Below are 24,406 nucleotides of genomic sequence, written 5' to 3'. Positions count from 1 at the left end.
TAGTTTCACCACGCCGCCTTAGCTCAGTTGGTAGAGCAACCGCCTTGTAAGCGGTAGGTCATCAGTTCGAATCCGATAGGCGGCACCAATTCGGTATGAGTGTAGGCACTAGATTATTAGTGCCTATTTTCATTTGATGCATCGCATTTGCAAGGGCAGCATAGCTCCCCTTGATTGTCGCGGTCTCATCCTCCACCAGCACTTCATCCAGCAGCAGTTGCATATAGCCCTTGGCTAAGTTGGAATCCTTAGCCAGCAATTTGCTGCGCAGCGCTTTGCCAAGCAAGTCAACCTGACTCGGTTTCAAATATTCAATGGCAGCAGGCAGTGGAGTTCTACGTGCCTCAGCCATTTTAATCAGCAGCGCTTCGCGTATTGTTTTGTTTTGCTGTGATCTGTGATGGGTGATTTCATCCAGTTCAACGATGCCGTTTTCAATGGCATCGAGCAAGCGGTTCTGTTTTTCATCCATAATCTTCAACTGCCGTTCAAGTTCTGAAACCACTTCCTGCCGACTGTTTTTGCCAGACTGAATCCGCTCGCGTAATTCACTCATCAGAATCTGAAGGCGATCAGGATGGAAGATCGTATTCGCGACTTGGTTCAGCACCATCTCATCAAACTTTTCCATCGGGATATTTTTACTGCTGCAAGCATGGTTGCCCTGACCCCGACGACTGGTGCACTTGTAATAACGATATTTGCCACCCTTGCCCGTGGATAAGGTCATGCGATTGCCACACTCACCGCATTTGATAATCCCCGCCAGCAAAACGGGTGAGGACATCACCTTGGGGATCGCTGTGCCGCTTTGCGGGGCGCGAGATTCACGCAGCACCCTCACACGCTCAAAAATATCCGCATCAACAATGGCTGGAATCTCAGTTTTAATCCACTCTTCCGGCGGCCGCTGTTTCTTAGCCTTCGAATCCATCACATTGAAGTAGTAATCCCCCATGTAAAGCGTATTTGATAAGGTCCAATGCACCTTCTGGATGCTCCACGGTTTCCCGCGTGACTGATAGCCCAGCGTGGCCAGATATTTGGCAATTTCCTTAACCCCAGCACCACGACCTTCAATCCCGTTCAGATAGAGACGGTATATCAGTCGCACCACCTCCGCCTCATCGGGATCAATGGCCAGTTCTTTTTCTGACGGCCGCGACTGCCCGTTGTGCTGGTTGCCACAGCTTTATAGCCAAACGGCGCTTTAGAGCCGTTAAAATACCCTTGCCGGGCGTTTCCTTCATGGAGCGCGAGACGTGCTTGGATATTTCCTTGGATTGATGCTCGTCAAACATACAGATGATACGGCGCATCATTTCTCCGCCAGCATCATCGCTAGTTGGTTGCGTGATAGATACCACCTTAACCTTGTTTTTTGCGAGTTTGCGTTCATAGACGCCAAACTCAATGCCGTCTCTAAAAAATCGTGACAGGCTGTGAATGACAATAACCTCGAATGCAGCTGGTTTCATCATTGCATCACTGATCATCTGCTGAAACACAGGGCGCTTATCATCGGTGGCCGATGCGCCAGGCTCCACATACTCCTGTATGACCAGATGACCGTTTGCTGCCGCCCATTCACGAAGCTGGCGTAATTGATCGGGAATTGACAGGTCGTTGTCAGCCTGCCGTGTTGTTGATACGCGTGCGTATAGCGCTACATGCATAAAAGTTCTCCATAAAGTTAACCGTACACCCCAGACGACTGATATGCACGGGTTGTATGAGGCGCAGTTATTCATGATGCGCATCAGACGTTCTTGTTATTCTTGTTGTTGTTGATGCACTTCCGCGGCCTGCATCGCCTGAATTAAATCAGGCAGAATGGACTCAAGCAGTGCTAACTCTTCCGCTGAGACTAACGTCAACTGCGGTTTAAAGCGAATTATGATATGGGTGGGTTTGTTCACTCATTCTGGCACCTCCTTTCCTGCATGTATAGGCCTGCCCGATCCATTCCGTGCCGTGTGCTGCTTCAGGATTTCTTCCAAATCCCGTTCAAATCCATTCCGACCCAGCTCATCGAGCAGGATTTTTCGGTAGGCTTCAAATTGATGGTCGGGCAAGCCGACTTGTGCGGTGAGTAACAAGCGATTTTTTCGCTCGTTGAGTGCATCGATAACCAGCGACAATTGAGCTGCCGCCGAAATGACTACATCGCCGAGTGATTTTTTACATAATTGCTCCTGATAAATTGCTGTCATAAAACTCCTTATTATTGTTTTTGTTGGAGCCCGTCATCGCCTGCTTCATATCGATGCCCAGAACCGCTATTTTATAAATACAAACAAGTATGATATTTGTCAACCTGTTGATTTATATAAGTATAGTAGAGGGATCCAAATGACGATGCAACTTAAAAACGCAAAGCCATAAAATATTTTTTCAATTAAATGGGGTGCTTCCCATCAGCGCTGGTATTTGATAATTTCGCCTGATAATCCCCGACTACCCGAGCGGTTGATACACGACAAACTAGATTGCAGAATTCAGCAAACCCCAATCAAATAAGGCTTTCAGGGATTCAAACTGAATTTATCTCGGCTTTTTAAAGTGATCCGGTACATTGGCAGATTCAGAAAATGTCAGCGATGAGCGATGCTGTGCCTCCCACTTTAAATCCCTGTTCAGCTTGCAGGCCGACTCATATAAATCGCTGATATGCCGAACATCTTTCTTCTGGCTGGCAATTTCAGCGGCCATTTCAGCTATTTCACGCTTAGCCGCCGCCAGTCTGGAATCAACCTGAAACCTTGAGGTAATCAGCTGTTGTCGGAGTCGTTCAAGCTGTTTATTACCCAGCTGAACAATTCCATATATCACTGCACGGATTTTTTTAATCCATGGTTGCCGCTCAAAGGATTTTTGACCTTGCTGTCGCCCGAGAACCTCAGCCTGCCTCTTGACCTTAGCTGCCTCCTGTTGGTTTTTGGCAGTGGCCTCATCCATCCGCTTTTTTATGGCGGCATCTGCCAGTTTGTTGTTGTCGAGACGGTATTGCACCGCTTCACGTTTTGTCTGCTCAATAATTCCCGTGCGTTCTTTCCTTCCTTGTTCAACCAGACCGGTTCTATCCAAGGTGGCAGCCGATACAATATTGACCGCCTCTTTTTCAGCTAAATAAGCAGATCGTGATAATCGACGCCGTTTGGGTCCGTCTTTAGCTAAGCCATATCCCGCCGATACCGCAGAATGAAAATCTGCCTGAAAAATTTTCATCGCGGCTTTGTAAGCAATATTCTGATCGGCCGTGCGCTGTTTTAAGGCCCGAGATTCATTGCGCGCCTTCTCTCCCTCATGCAGGCCGTCAAATCGTTCGCCGTCACGCGGGATTACAAAAAAGTGCAGGTGGGGATGATCTTCATCAGTATGTTCAACCACGGATTGCAAACGATCACCGTATTTGTCTTGCAGCCACTCAATACAAGTCAGCTTGTAATCATCCCAGCTTTCAAATTCGACATTGACCGAAATGACCCCAGCCAACAGCACATGACCATCTTTGCGGATTTTGTTCTGTTTTCCCCATGCTTCTGCCAGATCACCTGCGGCAGTCGGAGAGCAGCCAAACAAGATGATCGGCGCTTCGACCTCTTTAATGTGGTGGGTGTAACTCGGTTTTCGGTCCGCTTCTGATACTGTTGATTTGACACAGGCAGACGATTTGCTCTTTTTTGAGGCTTGCGATGAATAGCTGGAGATGTGTATGAACTGGTACATTGGCTTGACAATCCTTTCGGCAGTTAGTATAAATGATATAAATCAATCAGTTACACATTAACCAAAAAGATAGCTGGAGCCAAATTAAAAATAGCGGAAAACTTAAATCACCCCAAAAGGCAAATTCAAAGAAATATAGTGACCGACTATATTTCCTACGGAAATGCGGTTCCTGCGGAAGGCCAGAAGCATTCGCGTTGCTCACAAATCGTTACGCATCTTGCGATGCGTCAGTGCGCGAAAATTTTTCGTGCATGAATCAGGATGAGGTTTATTCTGCTTTTATCACACGGGTTGCGTCTAGGATTCACTGTCTAGCCCTAATGGCTAGTAGTTGTATCCGTGGTTCTCCGGTATATTGAATAAGGCATCTAAGATTTTTATCCACCTGGTTTTTCAGGTCGCGCTGTAAAATCACGGTAAGTAACCTAATCCAACATTCGAGAGGGGCTGCGCAAAAAGCGCGCAGCCCCTCAATTTAACGTTAGGCATCAAGGATAAATCATGAGTACGACAGAGATAATAATTACTGCTCTAAGCACCGCTGGATTTACGGCAGTAGGTATAGGCTTTGTCCTTATAAAATTTCTTGAAACAGGCATCAAAGAATCTATTGGTAGCGTTTATAAAAAAAAATTAGAAGACCACAAGTTTTTGCTCAAAAACTCCGAAAAGGTTTTTCAGTTTAAACTAGACGCATCAAAGTCCCTCTACAAAGTATTTCATGAGATGCTACCTAAAAGATCGCACCCAGATATGGATTGGGATGAGGCTAGTGAAGAGATAGCTGCATTATTCAGTCAGCACGAGGTCAAACTTGACGAGTTTCTTTGTGAATATCAATCAACATTGTCGCCAGCAATATTGGAACGAGTTCGAAATGCCATTAATGCCTGTTCAGATGGCAGATTCGAATTCTACTGGGATTCATCTGCACAAGATGCTGTATGTACCAATACGGCTAAAGAAAAGGCATCCGAACTTTATAAAGCGCTGAATGAAGCTGTCGAAATGTTGCGCAAAGAAGTTCACGACATGATTTCTGTGCCAAATGCCTAACAAAGCGCTCGTTCGGACGCATACTACGCTGCGCTTCGTTTACGCCGCACAGCTTTAACGTTAGGCCAAAAATGACCATCCAATCACTACTGTCTGAGGCAAAGAAATGACGCAGCGCCTACTTGCTATCCTCCTACTGAATCTCATTCACGGGAATTGCAACGCGCAGAGTCTCGAATTTAAGGGCACCCCTAGCATACATTTACTATTCTATTAGAGATCCTGTTATGAATATAATTCTCAGACATGCAATTTTTTCAGTTTGCTTTGCACTAGCGGCTTGTAGCGGAGGTGTCGATGAGTCTAAAGCAATTGCTGGGGCAAAAGCCACATTTGAGGCCGATTTGAAGGACCCTTCGTCGGTTCAATATCGTAATGTGGAGTTTTTTCATGAAAAATATGCTGAATACTCTGATGGGAAATTTGATACGGACACCATCTGTTTTGAGGTTAACGCTAAAAACTCATACGGTGCGTATGTTGGATTTTCCAATAGAAGCTGTACACGTAAATACGATGCTTCAGGAAAAACCCCAGGCAAATTTACGTGTCATGCATTTAATTTCTGTAAGGATAAAAAATAATTTATCGCTTGTGGCGTAGCGGGTAAATTGGAATTTACTTCCAAAATCTTACTCACCAATGATTGGTTTAGATTATTCGGTTTGACTGAATTAGGGGGGGTGATATGATGCATCCAGTTCCCAGATTTATCGTCTGTGGCGCACCAATTCGGTATGAGTGTAGGCACTATATTATTAGTGCCTATTTTTATTTGATGCATCGCATTTGAAAGGAAGCATAACCGTGCCATACATCATCATCGGAGCCGATTGGACGCCAGACTTTGATCGCCATAGAACGAGGGGACTGCGCTCCATTGCAAGAACTTATTCCTCACTTCGTCGAGTCCAAGATTGATGCTTACCGCGAGAGTATCGGCGAATACAAGCACCGACTGCCCACAAATTTTTGCACAACTCTAATAGAACCGGATGGGCGCAGCGTTCAAGGTTTGTTTTCGCAAACAATTGTCTGCTCAATGCATGAATTTGGCACCCTTATAAGCAAAATTAAAAGTGCGGTGTTGGCGTCAACCAATGGCATCACAACTCATCGATAGCATGGCAGCAAATTTTTAACTATCGGTTCAACGCGCCAATGCTTCGCATTGCCGCCGATTAACCTTGACGTTAAGCGTCTGCATTGTCTCGCTTGCAGATCGTCTGTTCTCCATAGGTTGCCAGTAAGCGGAATGTCGGGTCGATGTGTGTTGTGATGATGCAGTGCGCCAGTTTTGCGACCCCTCCATCCCCCAAATTTTCCGGAAATACCCGTCGCATCCGACGAACTTGACGCCTGCCTTGCGCTGCATGGACTTGCGGGGGACTCGCTGGCGTTGAGGCGTCGGGTTGCGGGTGAGTTGTCCGAAACTGCCCGATGTCGTCACCGCCACGCACCCGGCCTGACTGCCCCAATCCGGCACCGGCAGCAGTTTGGAGTCGGGTACCTCTCGCGTCACCTTGAGTGTCCGGCGGGTCGGTCGGCGGCAGAATTTTCGCGGTTCGTGTCGTGCCTCGGCCCATGGCAGAGGCCAGCGAGCGAGGGGGTAGCAAGGGTAGCAAGCCGGGTGTATTATGGCGGGCGTTATTGTTATTGCGTTATTGTTATTGCCTGTCTGGTTTGTGCTGGTTCCGGTAGGATAATTGTCAAAATGACCTGTAAACGAAAATTTGCTGGTAAATAAATAATATTCTGACTGGATGGCAGCTTCTGTCCCTGAATTGATCAGTGTTTTCTGTATCAGAAACAAGTATATTGAGGCATCTAAATGATTAGACAATTATGTATTTTTAGTTCCTTATTCTTGTTGGCATCCTGTGGGCAACAAACTTCAAGCGGCTCAGGAATTTCGATTGATGAGGCTGTTGCCAGGTGTAAACAAAGGCTCATAAGTTATGCTAATGCCAATCCATCATCAGTCGACCCACGTCAAGCAGAAAGTGATTTGGCAGCATGCATGGCCACTTTTGGTAAAGATAAATCTACGGACTCAAATAAGTCAACTATTGCACCATCCACTAGAAATACTACGAAGGAATTTCTCTCGTTCAAGGATATTCCTTTTAACCAAACTGGGGCATTTGTATCATTGAAGAAGCTTTGCTTACAAAACAAGAAGAACAGCGTTAAAGTATGCGGAAAGAAAGAATTGTTCATGGGAGTTGAGCAAATGAATTTTTATGTAACCTATGGATTTCGCGATGATAAATATTATTTTGAGGTTGGAGAAGATAAGTTACTCGCTATTTCAACCTCTCCTACTTCCGACGAAGTCTCAACTCACGCCTATTTCAAAGAAATCTTAGTTAATAAATTTGGTCAACCTACAAAATCAGATTCCAGTTATGTTGATAAAGTTAGTAAAACTTTCAGTAAGTGGGAAGACAAAGATGGAAATGAAGTTATCCTCAAGTTGCGTGATCCGATTGATGGTACAGCTTATGCAGATTTAGTTTTTTATACAAAATATGGCTTTGAGAGACAGGAAGCGAAACGGATCCAAGAGTCAGAAGTATCTCAGAAAAAACTCAACGAATTGGAAGCTAGAAAGGCCGCCGCAGCATCAAATATGTAATTTTTCCCGATTTTTAATATTTATCGAAATGGCACGGCAGCGGATGGACGAGTTTGAGAATTGCCTGTTCGAGAGCAGATGGTCAAGCCAGCTGGTTGGTTATTACCAAGGCTGCGTTTTAAAAATAGTCGGTTTAAACCGATAGCAGCACGGAAAATTAGATAGCTTACCGCTCCGTGAAGCAGAAATTCCAACTCATGCCAGTCGCTATTTAAAAATGCATTGCCGAAATTGATGGTCAAATCAATGAAATTTTTGTTTGCCATTGCCCTGACTCATCGCTTATGGCGCACCAATAAAAACAAAGGCTTACAGAAATGTAGGCCTTTGTCGTTTCTGGTGTTTGGAAAATTGTAACCAGTTTATAACCATGCTTTTTCAATACCGTAAGGTTCAGCGCGCCTGCAAATGCTATTTCGTACATCTGTTGATTGACTGAATGAATGAGATTGAGAGTCAAAAGGTGCGACAAAATGTCGCATTCCTCACTTGAAGCTATTCGTGTAAATTAACACTTGCCAATCGACAGGTGTAATTGCCAGATTTTCGTCTCCTCCCAAATGAGCTTGTCTAACTGTTGATTGGCGTCTTCATTTTCTGCATTGAGGAGGGTATGTGAGGTCGGTTATCTCTGCCAATGGCACGTTACTGTTTTCAGTGCTCCTGTTCGAATTGGTCCTCACGTTGTTTATTTTCGGGCGATATTTGTTGCAGTACCAAGTCGAGGTTTATTCGGGCGTATGCCGTGCAATGCCCGAGGTGCAATCAGGCGTTATTCAAAAGTTATGAACGAGTAAAATTTAACACTCCCCCAAAAAATTGGACTCTCGAGGCGTCTTCTTTAAGCAGGTTTTTTGTAGTAACTAATAAAATGTATTGCGTCATGAACGACGTGGCGCTGATCGGACCGCACGTTAAGCGGTTATTTAGCTATGCCTGGCGCCGCACGGACAGCAGGGCGGCGTCGCATGAAAACGGCTTAGCCATTAACTGCAAAGCTTTTACTTCTCAAATGGAAAAGCACTCCAAGTATGCTGATCCGCCTATGTATATCTATGAACTATGATAAATAACTTAAATTTATCGACATTTTTACTTGCCCTGTCTCACTTTATCAATTATCTGTGTCAGAATCCCACTGCAAAAGTTTTTGTTTGGCGGGCGATGTAAATAAATATAAATAAAAAAGGGGGAGGCGTCATGCAAATCGGTCAAATCGGGTGGTCTGGTAAGTCAGGTTGGGAGCCAGCTCCCAGTTTTTCAGCGACAGCTGATCTGGTTTTGGTATTTGCCGATGATGCGGCATTTCAAACCGAAGCGTGTTATAGCGAGTTATGCAGCTTGTTTCCTGCTGCACATATCATCGGATGCACTTCTTCAGGCAGCGTGATGGGTGTCGAGATTAGCGACGGCGACATGGTAGCGACCATCGTCAAGCTGGAAAATTCTCGGGTTCGCTTGGCAACGGTGGATGTGCAGCCGCAAGAGAGTGTTCAGACGCTGGGGGCTGCACTGATGGCGGAGCTGGCGGCTCCCGATTTGCGTCATGCGTTTATCTTGTCAGACGGACTGCAGGTGAACGGTAGTGAACTGGCCAAGGGTTTGAATGCAGCTGGGATTCCTGTCACGGGTGGGCTGGCAGGGGATGGCACGCGTTTTGGCCAAACTTGGGTGATGGCAAATGCACCGGCGAGATCAGGACGCATCGCTGCGCTGGGATTTTATGGGAACGTGACTGTCAAGAGCGGTTGCTTTGCCGGATGGGAAGAGTTCGGTGCCGAGCGCATCGTTACAAAGTCGGCGGGTAACGTGGTGTATGAAATCGATGGCGAACCCGCGCTGGCGCTGTATAAAAAATATCTGGGCGAGCAGGCTGAAAATTTGCCGGCCAGTGGGCTGCGCTTTCCATTGAGCATGCAGGCGAGCCGGTCCGACAAGGCGCTGATCCGTACTTTGCTGGCGGTGAGCGAGGCCGATCAAAGCCTAACATTTGCCGGTGATGTTCCTCAAGGATATCTGTGTAAACTGATGCGTACCAATCTGGATAATCTGATTGATAGTGCCGGACTTGCTGCTGAGGCCGCGCAGCCCGCAAGCGATGGTGCAGCCGGTTTGTGTCTGGTGGTCAGTTGCGTGGGCCGCCGTCTGGTGATGGGGCAACTGACCGAGGAAGAATTGGAAATCGTTCAGGAAACATTAGGGGATGCGACTGCAATTGCCGGATTCTATTCATATGGCGAATTGGCACCGTTCAGTGATGTCATGCAGTGTCAGCTGCATAATCAAACCATGACGCTGACGACCCTCTACGAATAGGCTACCCATGCACCGTTTGCTCGAGCGTCAGCTGAGGCGTCAATTAGGCAAGGATTTTCAGGCTGATGCAGCACTGACGTCGTTCCTCGATATCGTCGATAGCTATTATCACGAAGTGGATAAGGAGCAGCGCCTGCTGCAGAACTCGTTATCGATGAATACGGCCGAGCTCAACGCGGTAAATGAGCGTATGCGTATTCAGAACACGGAGATGACGCGTACGCTGCTGAACACGCTGAGCGATGGTGTGTATGCCACCGATCTTGAGGGGTGTCTGACCTTTATGAATGCGGCGGCTGAAAAAAAACTGGGCTGGTCCGAGCAGGAACTGATCGGACTGCCAGTGCAAGAGCATGTGCAATGTCTACTCCCCGATGGTTCAGCGCAACAGCCGGAAGACTGTCCCCACTTGAAGTCGATTCGTGACGGTGTTTCACTGCAGGCCAATGCTATTTTTTCCGGCCGTAACGGAGAACTTATCCCGGTTGAATTCCGTTCCAGTCCGATTTTGCAAAATGGTAAGGTCAGTGGGGCGTTAGTGTCGTTTCAGGATACGAGTTTACATATTGAAGCGGCCAATAAATTAAGGCTGGCTAACGATAAGTTGAGCTCTGCGCTAAGAGAGCTCGAATTTCAGCAGTTGGCGCTTGATGAGCATGCGATCGTCAGCATTGCAGACAAGCGGGGTTGTATTGTCTACGTTAACCGTAAGTTCAGTGAGATAAGCCAATATACGACTGATCAGTTGACGGGGCAGGATCATCGCATACTCAATTCCGGTTACCATTCCAGAGCGTTTTTTACTGACATGTGGCGTACGATTGAGGGCGGTCAGGTGTGGCATGGCGAGGTGAGAAACCGCCGGCGGGACGGAACGTTTTACTGGGTTGAATCGACCATCGTGCCGTTTATGGATGAAGAGGGGCGGCCGGAGCGATATATCTCCGTCCGTACCGATATTACTGCCCGTAAAATGCTTGAAGAGCAATTGTCCGAGCAGCGCGCGTTTTATGAGCGCATCAGCGAGACGATGGGAGAGGGCTTGTATGTGCAGGATAGCGAAGGTCGCTGTACTTACATGAACTCAGAAGCTGAACACATGTTGGGCTGGACGCGTGAGGAATTGTTAGGCCGTCCTGTGCATGACACGATTCATTGCGTTACGGCAGAAGGTGATGTATTGCCTGCTGAGCAATGCCCTATTTTGCTGGCGGTTCGCAAAAATGGTGACTGGCAGGGTGATGATCAGGTCTTTGTGCGCAAAGACGGTACGACCTTTCCTGTTGAAGGTACGTCGCGTGCGATCATTCGCGATGGCGTGAGCTACGGATCGGTCGTTGCTTTTTCCGATATTTCGGAACGAAAAAATAGCGAACGGATCGTTCGACTGGCTCAGGAGCGCCTCAATCTGGCGCTGGAGGGATCGGGGCTTGCATTATGGGACTGGGATGTTGCGCACGATCAGGTTTACCTGAGTGATCGCTGGTCATTGATACTGGGAGATGAGCTGCAAGAGGTGGTCATTACCAGTACGCAATTGTTCAGTTTGGTTCATGCGGACGAGCGCGCTAAAATTGAGAGCGATTTAGTTGCCGTACTCAAAGGGCAGAATGAGTTTTATTCGGTGGAATTCAGGGTACAGCGCCGGGATGGTGTCTGGATCTGGATTCATACGCATGGCAAAGTGGTCGATCGCGATAGCAATGGGCGTGTGACGCGTATGACTGGTACTAATGCGGATATTACCGCGCGTCGGGAGGCCGAAGCTGCGTTGCGGCAGGCAAAGGAGGCGGCGGAAGCGGCCAGTCGCGCCAAAGGCGATTTTCTCGCCAATATGAGTCACGAAATACGTACGCCGATGAACGGAATTATCGGGATGACCGAATTGGCTTTGGATACCGAGCTTAATTCTGAACAGCGTGAGTATCTGGGGCTGGTTCAATCATCCGCCGATGCCCTGCTGACGATACTGAACGATATTCTTGATTTTTCTAAGATCGAGTCGGGCAAACTGGATATCGAAAATATTGAGTTTTCGCTGGAGCACATGCTGCGGGAGACGATGAAATCGCTGGCGGTACGCGCACACCAAAAACAGCTTGAACTGTTGCTGCATGTCGCGCCGGATGTGCCGGATCGCCTGCTGGGTGACCCGGGACGTCTGCGTCAGGTAATCGTCAATCTGGTCGGCAACGCGATCAAATTTACTGCGAGCGGTGAGATCGAAGTCGATGTGCAATGCCTGAAGGGCGCGCCCGAGGGACAAATGCGTATGCAGTTTAGTGTCCGCGATACAGGTATTGGCATTGCGCGCGATAAATTTCAGACTATCTTCGAATCTTTCTCTCAAGCCGATACATCGACGACGCGCCGGTATGGCGGTACGGGACTCGGGCTCACCATTTCTGCGCAACTGGTCAGCCTGATGGGCGGCAGCATCGCGCTGGAGAGTGAAGTCGGGCAAGGCAGCAATTTTTACTTTACGCTGGATATGCCGATGCTGTCCGTCAGTCCTTTGGCGGAGTATCAGCAGACCGGACGCATCGCGGGTATGACGGTGCTGATCGCCGACGATAATGCGACTAACCGTCGCCTGTTGCAGGAGATGTTAACAAACTGGAAAATGCATCCTGTCGTGACGAGCAATGGTCAGGAAGCGCTCGATGAACTGGCGCGCGCAACGGCTAGTGGACATCCTTACGGGCTGGCTTTGCTGGATTTGCAGATGCCGGATATGGATGGGTTTGAATTGGCCGAGCACATCCGTGAGCATCCTGAATATCTTGTTAAAACGTTGATGATGCTGACCTCCGAGGGGCAGCGCGGTCACGCGTCACGCTGCCGCGAACTCGGGGTAGCTGCTTATCTGATGAAACCGATTGCACAGTCGGAGTTGTTCGATGCCATCATGACGGCGTTGGGGGTGTCCGAGCAACCGTTAACGACACGACATTCGCTCAAGGAAATGCGTCGCCGGTTGAATTTGCTGCTGGCCGAAGATAATGCGGTTAATCAGACGCTGGCGACGCGTCTGCTGACTAAGCTCGGGCATACCGTGACCGTCGCCAATAATGGGATTGAAGCTGTTCAGCTTTGGCAAAATGGTTCATTCGATGCAATTCTGATGGACGTGGATATGCCGGAGATGAATGGTTATGATGCGACACGTTGTATCCGTGAACAGGAACAGCAGCTGGGAGTAGGGGCGCATATTCGTATCGTGGCGATGACCGCTCATGCGATGCAGGGTGCGCGCGAAGAATGTCTGTTAAATGGTATGGATGGCTATCTGACTAAACCGATTGACACTGAAGCGTTGTGGCAGGAGCTCGATAGTCTGGTGCAGCGTGCCGAAGTTGATGCTGTAGTGCCGGCAGCCGTACTTGCGGTGGCCGATTTCGAACAGGCGCGGCAAATCATGGACGATAGCCGTGAACTGTTTGATGAGATTTCAAGTTTATTTCTGCTTGATGCGCCATCGCATATGCAACAGATCAAAGAGGGGGCGCTGCGCGGAGATGCTGCTGCCGTGCGACACAGTGCGCACACCATTAAAGGCATGGCAGGAATTTACGCTGCCGAATCGACGATGCATTTTTCCGAACTGGTGGAAAAAACGGCGGGCGAACCTGAATGTGCGGCTGCAGTCGCACAGATGGAGGTAGCACTGACTGAATTGATCGCCGCGATTAAAGCTTACCAGTGGTAGGCGGCGGGATTCTTTCATTCAACGGATTTTCATGCGTCCAGAATCAGCACCGAATTATCTTGCCGCTTATCCGGCTGCACTGGCAGAAAAAGTGCAGCAACTTATCGATCAGCGAACGCTGGCTGGTCACTTGCTGCAAAAATATCCGTTAGCGCATAGCGTCCGTAATGATCGTGCCCTTTACGAGTTCGTGTCGGAAGCTAAGGGGCGATATCTGCGCAATACCGGTTCGCTGAGCCGGGTCGCGTTTGATAGTACGCTGCATGTGGAGCGTCGCGCACTCGGCATGCACACGACGATCTCAAGGGTGCAAGGCGGCGGGCTTAAGAGCAAGCGTGAAATTCGCGTTGCCGCCGTATTCAGGGAAATGCCCGTGGCGTTTTTACAGATGATCGTGGTGCACGAACTGGCGCATTTCAAAGAGGCTCAGCACAACAAGGCTTTCTATCAATTGTGCCTGCATATGGAGCCGGATTATCACCAGTTTGAATTCGATCTCAGGGCTTATCTGACCTGGCTGGCTGCAACGGATGAGCCGCTCTGGTAGCGTGTATCCGTTGGGCGCGCGAGATTATAGTGCGCGTACCTTGACCGTTTTTCCTTTGACCTTGCCGGCTGAGAGTTTGCGTACCGCTTCCTGGGCGATGTCGCGTACCACGGCCACGTAGGTGGAAAAATCCGTCAGTGCGATCTTGCCGACCTGTTCGCGCGTGTAACCTGCATCACCTGTCAGCGCGCCCAGTACGTCACCGGGGCGTATCTTTTCCTTGCGTCCGCCTAAAATCTGCAAGGTCACCATGGGCGGCACCAGCGGGGCTTCGTCCTCGTCTTTCAGTTCGGCGATCTCGTGCCATTCCGGCACGTTGCCGCTTAGCTTGGCGATGCTGATGACGCGGTGACGTTCGGTAGGGCCGACCAGACTGAGTGCCCAGCCGTCTTCACCCGCGCGCCCCGTTCGTCCGATGCGGTGGACATGAACCTCTGGGTCGGGCGTGACGTCGACGTTAATGACGGCTTCCAATTGGGTGATGTCTAAGCCCCGTGCAGCCACGTCGGTCGCGACCAGCACCGAGCAACTGCGATTGGCGAACTGGATCAAAACCTGATCGCGGTCGCGCTGCTCCATATCGCCGTTGAGGGTGAGGGCCACAATGCCCTGCGCGTGCAGGACTTCAAGCAGGGACCTGCACTGTTGTTTGGTGTTGCAAAAAGCCAGCGTGCTGACCGGACGGTAGTGGCGCAGCAGGGTGCCGACAGCCGCCAGACGTTCCTCATTGCTCACTTCATAGAAGCGCTGGCGGATTTTGCTCTCTTCGTGCTGTTCTTCGAGCTTGACCTGCTGCGGCTGACGCATGAACTGGCGCGCCAGTCGCATTACGCCATCGGGATAGGTTGCAGAAAACATCAGCGTCTGGCGATCTTTCGGGCAGTGCTTGACCACATAGGCCAGTGAGTCATAAAAGCCCATGTCCAGCATGCGGTCGGCTTCGTCGAGCACCAGCGTATTGAGCGCTGAGAGTTCGAGCGTGTTGCGATCGAGGTGATCCATGATGCGACCGGGCGTGCCGACAACGATGTGTGCGCCGTGCTCCAGACTTGCAATCTGCGGGCGCATGGTCGAGCCGCCGCACAGCGTCAGTATTTTGATGTTGTCTTCCGAGCGCGCCAGACGGCGGATTTCCTGCGTCACCTGATCGGCGAGTTCTCGCGTCGGGCATAACACCATCGCCTGGATCGCGAAGCGTCGCGGATTGAGGCGCGTGAGCAGGGGCAGCGCGAAGGCGGCGGTCTTACCGCTGCCGGTCTTGGCCTGAGCGATCAGGTCGTTTCCGGCCAGCGTGATCGGCAGGCTTTCCGCCTGTATCGGCGTCATGGTCAGATAGCCCAGTTGCTGCAAGGTGGAGAGCAGTCCCGGCGACAGGGGCAGTTCGTTGAAGGTGCGGGCGGAGGGGAATGGGTTTTGGATAGTATCGTTCATAGGCGCGATTATCCCAGCTTGCGACAGAGTCTGCACGGGTTGTTGCATTTGCGGTCAGATTTTGCACTTTCGGCCAGATTGCGCTCGTATAATCTGAGCTTGCCCAATTGCGAGGTCTGCCATGAACGGTCGAACGATCATCTTTGTATCCGATGGAACCGGCATTACTGCCGAAACGCTGGGCAACGGCCTACTCTCGCAATTCGAAGGTATCGAATTTCGCCATGTAAGATTCCCCTTTACGGACAGTCTGGAAAAAGCCGATGATTGCTTAATGCGCATCGCCGAGATCGCCCGCACAGAAGGTCAGCGATCGCTGATCATCATGACCATGATGGATATGAATATCAGCGCCCGGCTCAGGCAGGCGGACGCGCTGTTTTTAGATTTGTTCGAGGCGTTTATCGCGCCGCTCGAACAGGAGTTGGGGCAGCGTTCCACGCATCGGGTCGGCCGCAGCCACGGTCAGGAAAATCGTGAATATACCAAACGCATCGCGGCGATGAATTTTGCGCTGGCGCACGATGACGGGGTGTCGGATGCCGATCTTAAAAACGCGGATATCATACTGGTCGGGGTGTCGCGCAGCGGCAAGACGCCGACCAGTCTGTATCTGTCATTGCAGTTTTCGCTGAAGGCAGCCAATTACCCGCTGATTCCAGAAGATTTCGAACGCGACGATCTGCCGTCCAAGTTGCTGCCCTATCGCGACAAGCTGTTTGGTCTGACGATCGCGCCCGAACAGTTGCACCGCATCCGCAACGAACGTCGTCCGAACAGCAAATATGCCTCGCTGGATAATTGCCGTTATGAAGTGGCGGCGGCTGAACGCATGATGCGGCTGAAAAATATCAAGTGGTTCGACACCACCTCACGTTCGATAGAGGAGCTTGCCGTGCAGTTGATGCAGGAACTCAATCGCTGAGGGGCGCGATGCTGTAGACCTCGTTGAGGATTTCGACGAAGCGGCGTGCTTGCGGCGACAGGAAGCGGCCTTTGCGAAACACCAGCCCATAGCCCCGTTGCGGGAAATATTGTCCCAGCGGGATGCGCGCCAGATTTTCGCTGCCGGTGAGGCAGATATCGGTCACAACCGAGATGCCCATGCCCAGTTCAACATACTTTTTGATGACTTCCCAGCCACCCGCTTCCAGCGTGACGGTAAAGTTCAGGTTGTGCTGCTGGAACACGTATTTGACCATGCGCCAGGTCGAAAGATGTCTAGGAGGCAGGATCAGCCCGTACTGACTGATGTCCAAGAGGGTCACTTTGGCGAGCTTTGCCAGCGGGTGATCGGTCGGCGTGATCAGCACCGGGTCGTAGGTCACCACCGATTGATAGGTGATGTCATCGGGCACATCCAGCAGAGAGCCGACGGCAAAGTCGATTTCATCGGCGCGCAGCATCTTCAAGCCATCCCGTCCGGTTTCGTTGTGGATTTTCAGTGTCACGCCCGGGTAGGCGGCGACAAAACGGCGCACAGCTTCAGGCAAAATGTACAGGATGGTCGATTCGCCCGCGCCGATATTGAGCTCGCCCGATTCGAGTTTATCGTGCAGCGCGGTAAAGTTTTGTTGCAGGCTGTCGATGCCATCGACCAGAGGCTTGGCCAGTGCATACAGCACATCGCCATCGGGGGTGAGTTTGAGCACCGGGCCACGCCGCTCGAACACCGTTACGCCCAATTCACGCTCCATCGCTTGGATTTGCAAGGTCACCGATGGCTGGCTCAGGAACAGTCGCTGGGCGGCGAGCGTCATGCTGCCGGTTTGAACCACTTCACAAAATGCGCGCATTTGTTTTAAGCGATTATTTTTGTAATAGCTTTGCTTGTCTGTGTTCATGATGATTGGGTGCGTATGGCTGATTTAGTATTTGATTGGCCAATAATTATGATTGAAACAATTGATTGGTGAAATGATTGTAGCCTGATTTAGTCTGCGTTCGAGAATAAAATTTGAGTGGCAGATCAAAGGTGTAATGCATTTCTGCCGCAGAAGGTTCACAATTGCCACCGTGCGGCGCTGATAGCAAAGTTCATCTACTCAGGAGAAGATCATGCAAGCTTATGTCATTCCATTTCAGTCCCTGGGCCTTAATGACATTTCCGAGGTGGGCGGAAAAAATGCTTCTCTGGGTGAGATGATAGCCAATCTGAGTTCGTCCGGCGTACAGGTGCCGGGTGGCTTTGCGACCACGGCGCAGGCGTACCGCGATTTTCTGGCGCACGGCGGTCTGGGCAAGCGTATCGAAGCGCTGCTTGAAAAACTGAATGTGGAAGATGTCACGGCGCTCGCCGAAGCCGGACGTATGATACGCAGCTGGATCGTAGATGCGCCCTTGCCGGACCGCTTAGAGCAGGAAGTGCGAGCCCATTATGCGATGCTGGCGGGCGAGTCCGATGCCAGCTTTGCGGTGCGTTCTTCCGCCACGGCGGAAGATTTGCCCGATGCCTCGTTCGCAGGGCAACAGGAAACGTTCCTCAATATTCACGGTATCGACAATATTCTGCATGCGATCCGCGAGGTGTTTGCCTCCCTTTATAACGACCGCGCCATTTCTTACCGCGTGCACAAGGATTTTACCCATGCCGATGTCGCGCTGTCAGCGGGCATACAGCGCATGGTCAGATCGGATCTGGGTGCCTCAGGCGTGATGTTTACGCTGGATACGGAATCGGGGTTTCGCGATGCGGTGTTCATCACCTCAAGTTATGGGCTGGGCGAGATGGTGGTGCAAGGTGCCGTTAATCCGGATGAATTTTATGTGCACAAGCCGCAACTGGCGGCAGGATTTCCCGCCATCATCCGGCGCACGCTGGGCTCGAAACAGCTGCGCATGGTGTTTGACGAGCAGCGCTCTGCCGGACGCTCGACTAAGATCGAGTCTATCCCCGCAGTCGATCAGACGCGTTTCTCGCTGACGGATGAAGACGTCTTGCTGCTGGCGCGCTATGCGATGTCGATCGAACAGCATTACGGACGTGCGATGGATATCGAATGGGGTAAGGACGGGCTGGACGGCCATCTATACATTTTGCAGGCGCGCCCCGAAACCGTTAAATCCAATGCGGGCAACGGCGGCACGGAAAAATATCAGTTGCAACAGCGCGGTGATGTGTTGGTCGAAGGTCGTGCCATCGGTCAGAAGATCGGTTGCGGGCGGGTGCGTATCATTTTGAGCGCTGACGAAATGAGCAAGGTGCAAGCAGGTGATGTGCTGGTCACCGATATGACCGACCCTAACTGGGAACCGGTGATGAAGAAGGCCTCCGCGATTATCACCAACCGCGGCGGTCGTACCTGCCATGCGGCGATCATCGCGCGCGAGCTGGGTATTCCTGCCATTGTTGGCTGCGGACACGCTACCAGCGCGCTTCGGGAAGGTGAAATCGTCACGGCAAGCTGCGCCGAAGGGGATACCGGTTATGTGTATCACGGCCGTCTGCCGTTCGATGTGGTCGTGCACAGCGAAACTTTATTACCGCCCTTGCCGGTTAAGCTGATGCTCAACGTCGGCAACCCTAATCTGGCGTTTGAATTTGCCCATCTGCCGTCGGCCGGTGTCGGGTTGGCTCGCCTGGAATTCATCATCAACAATCTGATTGGCATCCACCCGAAAGCGGTGCTCGAATACAACAAGCTGCCCGGCAAACTGCGTGAGGCTGTGTTGCTGCGATCGGCAGGTTATGCTGATCCGGAAGAATTTTATGTCGAAAAAATCACCGAGGGTGTCGCGACCCTAGCCGCCGCGTTCTGGCCTAAACCTGTAATCGTACGGCTGTCAGACTTTAAGTCGAATGAATATCGCAAACTTTTAGGCGGCGAAATTTACGAGCCGATGGAAGAAAACCCGATGATAGGCTTCAGAGGCGCCGGGCGTTATGTCGCGCCTAATTTTTCTGACTGTTTCGAGCTGGAATGCCGTGCGATGAAACGGGTACGCGAAAAATTAGGCTATACCAACGTGGAGCTGATGGTGCCGTTTGTGCGCACCGTGCAGGAGGCGCGCGAAGTGGTCGCCTCGATGGCCTCGCATGGCTTGACGCGCGGCGAACACGGCTTGCGTTTGATTATGATGTGCGAGATTCCGTCTAACGCGCTGCTGGCGGAAGCGTTCCTCGAATACTTCGACGGTTTCTCGATTGGTTCGAACGATCTGACGCAGCTGACGCTGGGGTTGGATCGCGACTCCGCTTTGGTGGCCGACCGGTTCGATGAGCGCGACGAGGCGGTCAAGATGCTGCTGAAAATGGCAATTACTACTTGTAACCGGCTCAATAAATACGTTGGCATTTGCGGGCAAGGGCCGTCGGACCATTTTGATTTCGCCCAGTGGCTGGTGGAAACGGGTATTCAGACCTTGTCGCTCAATCCGGATACGCTGCTGGAGACATGGCGAAGACTGGGTGCAGTCGAAAAATAAACGCACGCCCCGGCATCAATCAAATGGGCGTTGGGGGCGTTTATCCTAAAAACCTTTTTTAATCCACGAAAGTCACGAAACAAATCAATAAATTACATAAATTCAGCGAATCGCTTATCAGGTGTTCGTGCTAGCAATGGTATGCGTTTGAATTTGTTGGTATTTTTCGTGTGGTTCGTGGGCGGCAGCTTTTTTTAGGTTTATTGAGGTGCCGTGCTATTGGTCGCCTGCATCGCGCTTAATAGCATGGCGCGGAAAGCGGCGAACAGCTTTTGCATCGTCGCTTGTTTGTAAGGGTAGCGCTCCACGGGGTCGGTGGCATGCACCCAGCCGCGATTGTCGGCTTCGAATATCAGCAAGTCACCCCCCATTGTCTCGGCACAGTCGATCACGACATAATCCAGCTTTAGCCGTTCTGATACCCTTCGCAGCGCATTCCTGTGACGCTGCGCGAATCCGGTATCAAAATCACGCATAAATTGCGCTTCTTCTTGCCGTCTTTCGGCGTGTTCCGACATGCGGGCCGAACCGTAATGCACGATCCAGTGCTCACTGATCGCCAGATGACTGACATAGGGCGCACCGTCGATGAGCGCGATACGTACCTTGCGATACAGGCCGTCCTTGCTGCGGTAGTCGATAAATTGCGAGGTGTAAAATTCCTGTGCGTTTGATGCGGTGAGATATGCTGCCAGCGCGGCGGCGCTGTCTATTTTGGCCAGGCCGTACCCAGCCTGTGAGTCTAGCGGCCTGACGGTATAGGGCGCGTGCGGCGCTTCATGCTCGTTTGATAATGCTACCAGCGCCTGCCGGCTGACGCGCCGTGTGGGCGGAATGGTCAGGCCGGGCAGGTCTTTGAGCTTTTGATAGACGTTATCTCTTGAGCAGTTCAGGATGTATTTTGCCGGGTTGAGCACCGGGCGCGGCCAGCATTCGATCAGTGGATCTAGGGTTTGCAGTACGGCGCGGTTTTTGCCCGATTCTCCGGCTGCCACGATCATCACATCATGTTCGGGGAGGGCGGCTGGCAGCGGCTGACCCGGGATAAGGTAGAGCAGATCCAACTGGATGTCGGTGTTCTCGATCAGATAATCGAGCGGCGCATTGTCGGTCGCATCCCCCGGTGCCATCAGCGCCAGCAGCCGGATCGAGGGGGATTTGCTTCCTTCTATCCGGTAAATCGTACCCTCTTGCAATGCCAGCGACTGCATGTCCAGTGCGAACGACTTGTTGCCGAAAATCGAAAACAGCTGGAACTGATTCATGTATAAATTGGCGTTGCCGGGCCGACTGATGATTTGTGTGATCAGTTCGGGTATTTTTTCGTCAGGGGTGCGGGCAAGCGCTGCCATGGATAAAATCGGCTCGAGGTGCATCGGAGTCAGTGCGTAGGTCAATTCAGTGGCTCGTTGTGATTTGAACAGGTCAGGCAAAGATATTAATCGACGGGGGCGCTGCCTCGGCGGGTGTCAGTATCGCGGTGACACTTTTTTCGATCTCGGCGAAGGCTTCGCGCATTTTTGCGCGCTCGCCGTTGGTCGATGAGACATCGTTTTGTTGCAGTCGCATCTCTTGTTGTTTGGCAAGCGCTTTGAGCTGATTCGCCAGATTGACCACCTCTGCAGCAAATTTGCGGTCAGCCTCTGTCACGGATGATTCCTGCGCCGGTGTAATCGCTTTTAATTCAGCCTGCGGGTTTTGCTCCGTGCCCTCTGCTGTAGCCGTGACGGCCTCCGGTTTCGAAGCGGGTGTCGTCTCAGTGGATGTTGTTGGCGCGTCGGAGGTGTTGGGTGTCGTGCTGGCGGCCGAAATGTCGCTGCAAGCCGAGGAATATTCGCGTGCGGCAGCTGCTAACTCTTTGGATAACTGGGCAATTTGTCTGAGATTGGATTTAGGGTCGCCGATGCCGCCCATCATGCGGAGCATTCTGATTTGATCCTTGAGGTGCTGGATCTTTTGGGCTGCATCCGCTTTCTTCCATTGCGCCCCGTCCTGTTCGCTGCTGCGTAACTGGGCAATCGCCTGACGTGATTCGTCGCAGCGTTTCTGGTAGGCATCCAGTTGCGCTTTTATCGTGTCGGCAGCGCTCGTATTGTCAGGCGTGGCAATATCGGGTTGCTTGACGGGCGCCTTTAAATACGGCGCCATAAAATTGTTGCGTTGACTGATCGTGAGGTTCATGAGATCTCCTCTGTGCGAGTGCTGATAGGGAGCGTTGTAAAGTATCGATTCTAAATATCCTACTTATCGGCAGGCGGGGGATTTTCATGAGCTGATAGCCTCAGCGGTAATCAGAATGAATTTCGGTCGTGGCTATCGTTCGTGTGTAGATGCGGCCTCATCCGCACAGCACAATTTGGCGCTTATCGTGCAAATCTCTCCACTCAAGCAGATAATTCGGTAAGATTGCGACTGCGTGCAAAACTGGCAGGCGTATCGTTCGGGCGATCAATATGAAAATTCACGAATACCAAGGTAAAGAAATTCTGCGGCAGTTCGGTGTGCCAACACCGCGCGGGGTGGCGTGCTTCAGTGTAGATGAGGCGGTCGCTGCAGCGGAAGTGTTGGGCGGTGGGCTCTGGGTGGTCAAGGCGCAGATTCATGCGGGAGGCCGCGGCAAAGGCGGTGGCGTCAAAGTCGCGCGTTCACTCGACGAAGTGCGACAGGCTGCCGGACAAATCCTCGGTATGCATCTGGTGACGCATCAGACGGGCGCGGACGGCCAGGTGGTGCGCCGTTTGCTTGTCGAAGAAGGGGCGCAGATTGCGCGCGAATTTTATTTGGGCATGGTAGTCGATCGCGATTCGCAGCGCGTGGCCTTGTTAGCCAGCAGCGAAGGCGGCATGGAAGTTGAAGAAGTTGCCAAAAATACGCCGGAGAAAATTCACACGCTGCGCATCGATCCGGTTCTGGGATTGATCGATACGGACGCGGCAGACGTCGCGCGACTGATCGGTATTCCTGAAGATTCGATTGCCGGTGCAGTTGTCGTGCTGCAAGGCTTGTATCGGGCCTTCGTCGAAAAAGAGGCGATGCTCGCGGAGATTAACCCGCTGGTGCTGACCGCCGATGGTCGTGTGATCGCGCTGGACGCCAAGTTCAACTTCGATTCCAACGCCTTGTTCCGTCATCCCGAAATTACCACCTATCGCGATCTGGATGAAGAGGATCCGGCTGAAATTGAGGCCTCCAAATTTGATCTCTCCTATATCTCGCTGGACGGCGATATCGCCTGTCTGGTGAACGGTGCGGGGCTGGCGATGGCGACGATGGATATCATCAAACTGTATGGGGGCAATCCGGCCAATTTCCTCGACGTGGGCGGCGGTGCGACGCGTGAGAAGGTCACCGAAGCCTTTAAGCTGATGCTGAAAAATCCCAATCTGAAAGCGATTTTGGTCAATATCTTTGGCGGCATTATGAAGTGCGATGTGATTGCCGAGGGGATCGTCGCTGCGGTGCGCGAAGTGCATTTGAGCGTGCCGCTGGTTGTGCGCCTGGAAGGCACCAACGTGGATTTGGGTAAAAAAATCCTGGCCGATTCGGGATTGCCGATTATTTCAGGCGCCGACATGGCGGATGCCGCTCAAAAAGTTGTTGCCGCTGCGAGAGGTGCATAATGTCCATTCTGATCGATAAAAATACACGGGTGATGACTCAGGGCATGACCGGTAAAGTAGGGCAGTTTCATACGCTGGGTTGCTTAGGTTATGCCAATGGTGCGAATTGCTTCGTCGCGGGCGTCACGCCCAATAAAGGCGGGCAAAATTTTGAAGGCGTGCCGATCTATAACAGCGTGCTGGAGGCCAAACAACAGACCGGTGCCACGGTTTCGGTGATTTATGTGCCGCCGGCTTATGCTGCCGCCGCTATCGATGAGGCAGTCGAAGCCGATCTGGATCTGGTGATCTGCATCACCGAAGGTATTCCGGTGCATGACATGATCCGCACGCGCGACAAGATGAAGGGTAAACGCACGCTCTTGATCGGGCCGAATTGCCCGGGTTTAATTACCCCTGATGAAATTAAGATCGGCATCATGCCGGGCCATATCCACAAGAAGGGCCGTATTGGTGTCGTCTCGCGCTCCGGTACGCTGACTTATGAAGCGGTCGGGCAACTTTCCGCGCTGGGGTTGGGGCAGTCGTCCTGTGTCGGGATCGGTGGTGATCCGATCAACGGGATGAAGCATTTGGATATACTGCGCCTGTTCAATGAGGATCCTGAAACGGAGGCTGTGATCATGGTAGGCGAGATCGGTGGCAGCGACGAGGAAGCTTGTGCCCGCTGGATCAAGGATAATATGAAAAAACCCGTGGTCGGCTTTATTGCCGGCATCACCGCGCCTCCCGGCAAACGCATGGGGCATGCCGGTGCGATTATCTCAGGCGGGCAGGGCGGGGCGGACACCAAACTCGCTGTCATGGAAGAATGCGGCATTCATATCACGCGCAATCCGGCCGACATGGGCCGCGTGATGCAAAAGATACTGGGGCGTAGTTAGTCGTGAGTAGGTTTTACCGCTTGCTACTTGCCACTTGCCACTAACGAT

The 24,406-nt window shown here is 51.5% G+C and carries 21 protein-coding genes and 1 tRNA gene; 11 read left to right on the top strand and 11 right to left on the bottom strand.

All coding sequences use genetic code 11. The features are described from left to right. Positions 1-12 precede the first annotated feature (12 nt). Positions 13-88, top strand: a tRNA-Thr gene (locus GALF_RS12840). Here GALF_RS12840 and GALF_RS15405 read toward each other — a convergent pair. The 5 genes from GALF_RS15405 to GALF_RS15145 form a co-directional block, all read right to left on the bottom strand. Beyond that, positions 62-1,138: a recombinase family protein gene (locus tag GALF_RS15405; RefSeq protein WP_263053285.1), complete on the bottom strand. Its 1,077-nt coding sequence runs from the start codon at positions 1,136-1,138 to the stop codon at positions 62-64. The two genes, GALF_RS12840 and GALF_RS15405, sit on opposite strands and share 27 nt — an antisense overlap. Next, entirely contained in the window at positions 1,134-1,676 is a 543-nt protein-coding gene (locus tag GALF_RS12835) for a recombinase family protein (protein WP_041938090.1), read from the bottom strand. The genes GALF_RS15405 and GALF_RS12835 overlap by 5 nt, the downstream gene beginning before the upstream one ends. A gap of 96 nt (positions 1,677-1,772) precedes the next feature. Continuing rightward, the gene (locus GALF_RS15785) at positions 1,773-1,919 is read right to left on the bottom strand and encodes a hypothetical protein (RefSeq protein WP_190274084.1); all 147 of its coding nucleotides are present in this window, start codon (positions 1,917-1,919) and stop codon (positions 1,773-1,775) included. Beyond that, positions 1,920-2,213, bottom strand: coding sequence for a hypothetical protein (locus tag GALF_RS12830; protein WP_013294496.1), 294 nt, complete (start codon positions 2,211-2,213; stop codon positions 1,920-1,922). It lies immediately after the preceding gene. Between the two features lie 331 nt (positions 2,214-2,544). After that, positions 2,545-3,729 (bottom strand): plasmid recombination protein, encoded by a 1,185-nt coding sequence (locus GALF_RS15145; protein WP_013294495.1) that lies wholly within the window; start codon positions 3,727-3,729, stop codon positions 2,545-2,547. Positions 3,730-4,233: 504 nt separating this feature from the next. Between GALF_RS15145 and GALF_RS12820 the strand changes: the two genes are divergently transcribed. Both GALF_RS12820 and GALF_RS15620 read left to right on the top strand, forming a co-directional pair. Then, the gene (locus GALF_RS12820) at positions 4,234-4,788 is read left to right on the top strand and encodes a hypothetical protein (protein WP_013294494.1); all 555 of its coding nucleotides are present in this window, start codon (positions 4,234-4,236) and stop codon (positions 4,786-4,788) included. Between the two features lie 227 nt (positions 4,789-5,015). Continuing rightward, a complete protein-coding gene (locus tag GALF_RS15620; protein WP_150102622.1) occupies positions 5,016-5,372 on the top strand; it encodes a hypothetical protein in 357 nt (118 codons plus the stop codon). 609 nt (positions 5,373-5,981) lie between these two features. On the opposite strand, the gene GALF_RS15615 is transcribed toward GALF_RS15620, so the two are convergent. Beyond that, positions 5,982-6,404 carry a hypothetical protein gene (locus GALF_RS15615; RefSeq protein ID WP_150102621.1) on the bottom strand — a complete coding sequence of 141 codons (423 nt, stop codon included), beginning with the start codon at positions 6,402-6,404 and terminating at the stop codon, positions 5,982-5,984. Between the two features lie 215 nt (positions 6,405-6,619). Here GALF_RS15615 and GALF_RS12815 point away from each other — a divergent pair, with 215 nt between their 5' ends. Then, positions 6,620-7,426 carry a hypothetical protein gene (locus GALF_RS12815; protein WP_150102620.1) on the top strand — a complete coding sequence of 269 codons (807 nt, stop codon included), beginning with the start codon at positions 6,620-6,622 and terminating at the stop codon, positions 7,424-7,426. A gap of 20 nt (positions 7,427-7,446) precedes the next feature. Here the strand turns inward: GALF_RS12815 and GALF_RS15610 are convergent, their stop codons facing one another. Then, positions 7,447-7,692: a hypothetical protein gene (locus tag GALF_RS15610; protein ID WP_150102619.1), complete on the bottom strand. Its 246-nt coding sequence runs from the start codon at positions 7,690-7,692 to the stop codon at positions 7,447-7,449. A gap of 934 nt (positions 7,693-8,626) precedes the next feature. Here GALF_RS15610 and GALF_RS12805 point away from each other — a divergent pair. The 3 genes from GALF_RS12805 to GALF_RS12795 are packed head-to-tail and all read left to right on the top strand — an operon-like array spanning position 8,627 to position 13,998. Further along, the gene (locus GALF_RS12805; protein WP_013294488.1) at positions 8,627-9,742 is read left to right on the top strand and encodes an FIST signal transduction protein; all 1,116 of its coding nucleotides are present in this window, start codon (positions 8,627-8,629) and stop codon (positions 9,740-9,742) included. Positions 9,743-9,749: 7 nt separating this feature from the next. Continuing rightward, positions 9,750-13,451 (top strand): PAS domain S-box protein, encoded by a 3,702-nt coding sequence (locus GALF_RS15140; protein ID WP_013294487.1) that lies wholly within the window; start codon positions 9,750-9,752, stop codon positions 13,449-13,451. Between the two features lie 31 nt (positions 13,452-13,482). After that, entirely contained in the window at positions 13,483-13,998 is a 516-nt protein-coding gene (locus GALF_RS12795; RefSeq protein WP_013294486.1) for a YgjP-like metallopeptidase domain-containing protein, read from the top strand. Between the two features lie 24 nt (positions 13,999-14,022). Here GALF_RS12795 and dbpA read toward each other — a convergent pair whose 3' ends face one another. After that, positions 14,023-15,429: an ATP-dependent RNA helicase DbpA gene (dbpA, locus tag GALF_RS12790; RefSeq protein ID WP_041938087.1), complete on the bottom strand. Its 1,407-nt coding sequence runs from the start codon at positions 15,427-15,429 to the stop codon at positions 14,023-14,025. Positions 15,430-15,550: 121 nt separating this feature from the next. Between dbpA and ppsR the strand changes: the two genes are divergently transcribed. After that, the gene (gene ppsR / locus GALF_RS12785) at positions 15,551-16,354 is read left to right on the top strand and encodes a posphoenolpyruvate synthetase regulatory kinase/phosphorylase PpsR (RefSeq protein ID WP_013294484.1); all 804 of its coding nucleotides are present in this window, start codon (positions 15,551-15,553) and stop codon (positions 16,352-16,354) included. Here ppsR and GALF_RS12780 read toward each other — a convergent pair. Next, positions 16,344-17,273, bottom strand: coding sequence for a LysR family transcriptional regulator (locus GALF_RS12780; RefSeq protein WP_013294483.1), 930 nt, complete (start codon positions 17,271-17,273; stop codon positions 16,344-16,346). The genes ppsR and GALF_RS12780 overlap by 11 nt on opposite strands. 214 nt (positions 17,274-17,487) lie before the next feature. Here GALF_RS12780 and ppsA point away from each other — a divergent pair, with 214 nt between their 5' ends. Next, the gene (gene ppsA, locus GALF_RS12775; RefSeq protein ID WP_013294482.1) at positions 17,488-19,854 is read left to right on the top strand and encodes a phosphoenolpyruvate synthase; all 2,367 of its coding nucleotides are present in this window, start codon (positions 17,488-17,490) and stop codon (positions 19,852-19,854) included. Positions 19,855-20,054: 200 nt separating this feature from the next. On the opposite strand, the gene GALF_RS12770 is transcribed toward ppsA, so the two are convergent. Then, positions 20,055-21,251, bottom strand: coding sequence for an ATP-grasp domain-containing protein (locus tag GALF_RS12770; RefSeq protein ID WP_013294481.1), 1,197 nt, complete (start codon positions 21,249-21,251; stop codon positions 20,055-20,057). Positions 21,252-21,279: 28 nt separating this feature from the next. Next, positions 21,280-22,035, bottom strand: coding sequence for a hypothetical protein (locus GALF_RS12765; RefSeq protein WP_013294480.1), 756 nt, complete (start codon positions 22,033-22,035; stop codon positions 21,280-21,282). Positions 22,036-22,307: 272 nt separating this feature from the next. Here GALF_RS12765 and sucC point away from each other — a divergent pair, with 272 nt between their 5' ends. After that, entirely contained in the window at positions 22,308-23,474 is a 1,167-nt protein-coding gene (sucC, locus tag GALF_RS12760; protein WP_013294479.1) for an ADP-forming succinate--CoA ligase subunit beta, read from the top strand. Continuing rightward, positions 23,474-24,358, top strand: coding sequence for a succinate--CoA ligase subunit alpha (gene sucD / locus GALF_RS12755; protein ID WP_013294478.1), 885 nt, complete (start codon positions 23,474-23,476; stop codon positions 24,356-24,358). The genes sucC and sucD overlap by 1 nt, the downstream gene beginning before the upstream one ends. The last annotated feature ends 48 nt before the right edge of the window (positions 24,359-24,406 follow it).

The organism is Gallionella capsiferriformans ES-2, assembly GCF_000145255.1.
Taxonomy (GTDB): Bacteria; Pseudomonadota; Gammaproteobacteria; order Burkholderiales; family Gallionellaceae; genus Gallionella; species Gallionella capsiferriformans.
Note: the sequence above shows the minus strand (reverse complement) of the source record. Positions and strands in the feature narration are given on the sequence as shown.